This is a genomic window from Caballeronia choica, from assembly GCF_001544535.1.
Lineage (GTDB): Bacteria > Pseudomonadota > Gammaproteobacteria > Burkholderiales > Burkholderiaceae > Caballeronia > Caballeronia choica.
On sequence record NZ_FCON02000276.1, the window covers coordinates 1 to 5,652 of the forward strand.

6 protein-coding genes are annotated in these 5,652 nt (G+C 65.3%); 1 reads left to right on the forward strand and 5 read right to left on the reverse strand.

Annotation, left to right across the window (positions count from 1 at the left end; all coding sequences use genetic code 11):
- Window positions 1–249, reverse strand: a 249-nt coding sequence (locus AWB68_RS50320) for a hypothetical protein (protein ID WP_235028813.1), incomplete at its 3' end; no start/stop codon positions are given.
- A gap of 23 nt (window positions 250–272) precedes the next feature.
- Here AWB68_RS50320 and AWB68_RS42155 point away from each other — a divergent pair.
- Window positions 273–1,604, forward strand: coding sequence for an Nramp family divalent metal transporter (locus tag AWB68_RS42155; protein ID WP_087650063.1), 1,332 nt, complete (start codon window positions 273–275; stop codon window positions 1,602–1,604).
- A gap of 4 nt (window positions 1,605–1,608) precedes the next feature.
- Here AWB68_RS42155 and AWB68_RS42160 read toward each other — a convergent pair whose 3' ends face one another.
- From AWB68_RS42160 to AWB68_RS42175, 4 genes are read right to left on the reverse strand one after another with little or no spacing between them, the layout of a single operon-like run.
- On the reverse strand, window positions 1,609–2,784 hold the full coding sequence (locus tag AWB68_RS42160) for an acyl-CoA dehydrogenase family protein (RefSeq protein ID WP_200828949.1): 1,176 nt from the start codon (window positions 2,782–2,784) through the stop codon (window positions 1,609–1,611).
- Window positions 2,785–2,816: 32 nt separating this feature from the next.
- On the reverse strand, window positions 2,817–3,476 hold the full coding sequence (locus tag AWB68_RS42165; RefSeq protein WP_087650065.1) for a methionine ABC transporter permease: 660 nt from the start codon (window positions 3,474–3,476) through the stop codon (window positions 2,817–2,819).
- Entirely contained in the window at window positions 3,469–4,596 is a 1,128-nt protein-coding gene (locus tag AWB68_RS42170; protein WP_087650066.1) for a methionine ABC transporter ATP-binding protein, read from the reverse strand. The genes AWB68_RS42165 and AWB68_RS42170 overlap by 8 nt, the downstream gene beginning before the upstream one ends.
- 23 nt (window positions 4,597–4,619) lie before the next feature.
- Window positions 4,620–5,456 (reverse strand): MetQ/NlpA family ABC transporter substrate-binding protein, encoded by an 837-nt coding sequence (locus tag AWB68_RS42175; RefSeq protein WP_087650067.1) that lies wholly within the window; start codon window positions 5,454–5,456, stop codon window positions 4,620–4,622.
- Window positions 5,457–5,652 lie beyond the last annotated feature (196 nt).

Here is a 5,652-nt window from a genome sequence, read left to right on the forward strand (position 1 = left end):
AGCGGCAAGGGGTGTTCTTCGAGGGCCGTCTTCGGGCGGTGGACAACCCGCATTGCCGCTACCGTTATTTACTTTCGATTTCGATATTTGCAGGCTCGCCAGATCGTCGGCGGGCTTTTTGCATTTTTGCGCGCCCGCATTCTCTGCTGGTGCGATGACCCGGCCCCACTCCCGCCGTTTTCGACAATAATGCCTTGACCCGAAGCGAACGGTGTCGCGTTCGCGGGCCGTCGTCGTTGTCATTGTCATCGAACCGACTCGGGACCTCACACGTGCCGTTCAAGCTGCCGACCACCGCCACCGCGCCGTTCTGCCCATCGGAAGTCAAAGGCTCCGTCGACATTCCCGCCGGCGCGCCGTTCTGGAAAAAAATCGCGCAATTCGCCGGACCGGGCCTGCTCGTATCGATCGGCTATATGGACCCCGGCAACTGGGCCACCGACATCGAAGCCGGCTCGCGCTACGGTTACAGCCTGCTGTTCGTGGTCGTGCTGTCGAGCCTCGCCGCGATGGCGCTGCAATGCCTCGCCATGCGCCTTGGGATCGTGACGGGACGCGACCTCGCGCAACTGTCGAGCGAACGCTATTCGAAGCCGGTCGCGCGCGTGCAGTGGATATTGGCGGAAATATCGATCATCGCGTGCGATCTCGCCGAAGTGCTCGGCGGCGCGCTCGCATTCCACTTGCTGTTCGGCTGCTCGCTGATGTGGGGCGTGATCTTCACCGCCTTCGACACGCTGATCGTGCTCGGCCTGAAGGGCAAGAACTTCCGCGATCTCGAAGCGATCATGCTCGGCCTGATCGCGACGATCGGGCTCGGCTATGTCGTCGAACTGGTGCTGGCGAAGCCGCACTGGCCGTCGGTCGTGGCCGGGCTCGTGCCGTCGTGGCAGGCGCTCTCCGGGCGCGAGCCGCTCTATCTCGCGATCGGCATTCTCGGCGCGACCGTGATGCCGCACAACTTGTATCTGCATTCGTCGATCGTGCAGACGCGCGTCGTGGCGCGCACGCCGGCGAGCCTTCTGTCGGCGATCCGGCTCTCGCGCGTCGATACGATCGCTGCGCTCTTTCTCGCGCTATTGATCAACGCGGCGATCCTGATCCTGGCGGCGTCGGCGTTTCATGCGACGGGGCATACGCAGGTCACCGAAATCGAGGACGCGTACCGGCTCCTTGCGCCGATCGTCGGCAGCGGGCTCGCCGCGATCCTGTTCGCGGTGACGCTGCTCGCCTCGGGCCAGAGTTCGACGTTCACCGGCACGATCGCGGGCCAGGTCATCATGGAAGGCTTCCTGAAACTGAAGATTCCGTGCTACCAGCGGCGCTTCGTGACGCGCGCGCTCGCGCTGATTCCGGCGCTGATCGGCGTGGGCGTGATGGGAAACGGCGCGGTCGGCAAGCTGCTCGTCGCGAGCCAGGTGGTGTTGAGCCTGCAATTGCCGTTCGCGCTTTATCCGCTGATCCGCATGACGAGCGACCGCGCGCTGATGGGCGAATTCGCGAATCGAGCGCTGACGAAGGGCCTCGTGTGGATGCTGTTCGGCGTGATCAGCGCGGCGAATCTGTGGCTCGTATTGCAGACGGTGGGCTTGCTCGCGGCTTGAAGCGTCAACTGTACAGGTTAGCCTCGGGCAACACGCCGGAAAGCGCAAAGCGCCCGATATCGCGCAACTTGTAATCGAGCGGATCGTGCAGCGTATGGACGCGCGCATTGCGCCAGAACCGGTCGAGCGCGAGTGGCCCGTGCGTCGCCCGCGCGCCGCAGGCATCGAAGAGCGACTGGCTCACATCGAGCGCCGCCCGATGCGCCAGCACCTTCGCCTCCGCGACGGCCAGCGCCACTTCCGCGCGCTCCCCGGCTTCGAGTGAATCGCCGCGCTCCCACGCGGCATCGAGCGCCTGAGCTGCGCGCGTCGCGAGCGCTTCGGCGCTCACCGCCTTCAGCCGCATCTCGGCGAAGCGATGCAGTTGATAAGGATCGTCGGCGGCGCGCGTCACGTTCGAATGAATCCACGGCCGCCCGTTCTTCGCGACGTAGTCCCGCGCCTCCTGAAGCGCGCCCTCCGCGATCCCGACAAAGAGATTGGTCAGCACCAGTTGCGACACGAGCGTGCGCAGCGTCGCGCGCGGCGTCGGCGGGACTTCCGACCGATGCAGCACTTCATCGTCACGCAGTTCGACATCGTCGAACGAGACGCTGCCGCTGTCGGTCTGGCGCTGGCCGACCGGGTCCCAGTCATCGTGGACCGTGATGCCGGCGCGCGTCGTCGGCACCACGGCGAAAATCGGCTTGCCCGTCGCCGGATCGTGGGCGGAGAGCGTCATCATCTGCGAGCCGCGCGTACCGGAGCAAAAGCCTTTCTGCCCGCTGAGACGATAGCCGCCGTCGCCCGTCGCATGCGCGATCAGCCGCGTATCGAGCGGATTCACGGCGTTGCCCCACCACCAGCGATGCGCAACGGTTCCGCGCAGGTAGCGCTCGCGCTGCGCTTCGTTGCCCCACACCGTCACGCTGACGACCTGCAGGCAGGTGAACCCGAGCAGATGCGCCAGCGCACTGTCGACGCGGGCAAGCGCACGAATCGTCTCGTACACGTCGACCCAGCGCGCGCCCTCGCCGCCAAACTCGCGCGGCACCGCGATCGTGAGCAGCCCGGCATCGGCGATCAGTTGCTTCTCGCGGGCCGCGTGGCCGCCTTCGCGATCGCGCGCTTCGGCCGTCTCGCGCAGCGCGGCGACAAGTTCGGTCAGTTCGAGTCTGGTGGGTCCGTGAGGAGCGTTCATGCGTTCTCCGAGATCGATGCGATACATCGCGATTATCCCGTACGTTGAGTGATGCGGCGCACCAGTCGATCGCCGCCCCATTGCACGACGCTCACAATCGCGATCAGCAGCACGATCACCGTGACCATGACCGTCGTGTCGAAGCGCTGATAGCCGTAGCGTATCGCGAGATCGCCGAGGCCGCCCGCGCCGACCGCGCCCGCCATCGCCGACGAGCCGATCATCGCGACGACCGTGATCGTGAAGCCGCCGAGAATGCCCGGCAACGCTTCTGGCAGCAGGACATGCCGGATGATGTGCCGGCGCTCGGCGCCCATCGCCTGCGCCGCTTCGATCAGCCCGCGATCGACCTCGCGCAGGCTCACTTCCGCGATGCGCGCGAAGAACGGGATCGCGGCGATCGACAGCGGCACGATCGCGGCCCACACGCCGATCGTCGTACCGACGATCAGCCGCGTCAGCGGCAACAGCGCAACGAGCAGGATGATGAACGGCGTCGAGCGAAACGCGTTGACCAGCGAGCCGAGCGTCGAGTTGACGGCGGGCCGCTCGAAGATGCCGCCGCGCGTCGTCGTGACGAGCACGAGCGCAAGCGGAATCCCGGCGACGAGCGCGACCAGCGCCGAGACGCTGACCATCACGATCGTATCGCGAATCGCCGCGATGAATTCGGGCAGCCAGATTTCAAACATAGCCGAGCACCTCCACTTTGTCCGCGTGACGACGCGCACCTGCGACGAGCGCATCGACATGTGCGCGCAGTCCCGCCTGATCGGCGCCACTCGCGCGCAATTGCGCCGACACGACGAGCCGCCCTTGCGCGTGCCCCTGAATCCGGTCGATGCCGCCATGCACGAAATGCACGCGGCCGCCGAGCGCGCCGAGCGCCACCGCGAGCGCGCCGAGATCGGGCTCGTGGCGCGACTCGCCGGTGTAGCGCACGTCGAGCAGCACGTCCGCGTGATCGCGCGGCACGGAATCCAGGCGCGCGGCGAGATCGGCGGGCAGGTCGTGCACGAGCGTGCGCAACAGCGCTTGCGTCGCGGCATGACGCGGATCGCCGAACACGCGCCAGACGGCTCCGGTTTCCACGACTTCGCCCGCCTCGATCACCGCCACCGAATCGCAGACCTCGCGAATCACGGCCATTTCGTGCGTGATGAGCACGATCGTCAGCCCGAGCCGCCGGTTGATGTCGCGCAGGAGCGCGAGGATTTGCTGCGTCGTCTCGGGGTCGAGCGCGGACGTCGCTTCGTCGCAGAGCAGCAGGTCGGGATCGTGGACCAGCGCCCGCGCGATGCCCACGCGCTGCTTCTGCCCGCCCGAAAGACTGCGCGGATACGCATCGCGTTTCGCCGACAAGCCGACGAGTTCGAGCAACGCATCGACCTTCGCCTCGATCTCGCGCTTCGGGCGTCCTGCGATCTTCAGCGGCAACGCGATGTTCTCGCGCACCGTCTTCGCGGACAGCAGATTGAAGTGCTGGAACACCATGCCGATGCGCCGCCGCAACGCAACGAGGCCACGTTCGTCGAGTGCGCCAACCGAGATGCCGTTCACGCGCACTTCGCCGCTCGACGGCTTTTCCAGCCCGTTCACGAGGCGCAGCAGCGTGGACTTGCCCGCGCCGCTGCGTCCGATGATGCCGAACACTTCGCCGCGCGTCACGGAAAGATCGACGTTCGACAATGCCGCCGTCGCGCCGCCAAACACCTTGCCGACGCCCGAGAACACGACGCTCTCTGCGTCGCTGCTTGCGTCAGCGCGGCTCGCCTCGTCCGCGCGTGGTTCTTCGATGATCACGTCCGCCATCACTCCATCCTCCGCTCGAAGCGTTACCACGCGACCGCGTAGAGCGTGCCGAACGCCTTGTCGAGCGCGGCGCGCACGGCGGGCGAATGCTGGTAGATCGCGATGAACTTGCGGATGCGCGGATCGTTCACGCTTTCCGGCCGCACGACCCACTGGATCGCGAAGAGTTTGTTTTCGACGCCGTCGAACAGCAGCGCGCTGTTCGGATCGGCGGTGCCCGCCAGCTTGATGAAGCTCGGATAGCCTTGCGCGAGATCGACGTCGTCGAGCGACCGCGCGAGTTGCGACGCTTCGAGCTGCACGATCTTCAGGTGCTTCGGGTTGTCGACGATGTCGAGCGTCGTCGCGCGATAGTCCGCGCCGGGCTTCAGTTTGATCAGGCCCGCGCGCTGTAGCAGCAACAGGCCGCGCCCGCCATTTACCGGATCGTTCGCGATCGCCACGGTCGCGCCGTCTTTCAACTGGTCGAAGCGCGTGACTTTCTTCGAATAGAGGCCGATCTTCATGATGGTCCCCGGCGCGATCGCCACGAAGTCGTAGCCGCCCTGCTTCTTCGCGTTCTCCAGAAACGGTACGTGCTGGAAGTAGTTGACGTCGATGTCCTTGTTCGCGAGCGCCGCGTTCGGCGTGTTCCAGTCGGTGAATTCGATCAGCTTCACGTCGAGGCCCTGCTCTTTCGCTTCGCGCACGGCGACTTTCAATGCATCGATTTGCGGGCTTGTCGCGGTGCCGATCTTGAGCGTCGGGCTATCGGCGAACGTGGGTCCTGCGAAGGACAGCGTCGCGGCGGCCACGATGAATAGAGCGGCGGCGCGCACGCGGCGGGACATACCGCGCAGCGGGAAATGGGCAAATATCATGTTCGACTCGATTAAAGGGGGTTTGGAATTACACCGTTGGGAGTTTGGAATTACACCGTTGGGAGCTTGGAATTACACCGTTTGATGCGCATGGGCTTCTATGGAACTTGCTTTGCTTTTGGTTTATTTGCTCTGCCCCTGTCCGGGGCGGGACTCACTTTCTTTGCTGCTGCAAAGAAAGTAAGCAAAGAAAGCA

What these genes read in the sequence shown, in the direction of transcription:
- AWB68_RS42160 (WP_200828949.1), bottom strand. Translation starts at nt 2,784, where the DNA reads ATGAACGCTCCTCACGGACCCACCAGACTCGAACTGACCGAACTTGTC.
- AWB68_RS42165 (WP_087650065.1), bottom strand. Translation starts at nt 3,476, where the DNA reads ATGTTTGAAATCTGGCTGCCCGAATTCATCGCGGCGATTCGCGATACG.
- AWB68_RS42170 (WP_087650066.1), bottom strand. Translation starts at nt 4,596, where the DNA reads ATGGCGGACGTGATCATCGAAGAACCACGCGCGGACGAGGCGAGCCGC.
- AWB68_RS42175 (WP_087650067.1), bottom strand. Translation starts at nt 5,456, where the DNA reads ATGATATTTGCCCATTTCCCGCTGCGCGGTATGTCCCGCCGCGTGCGC.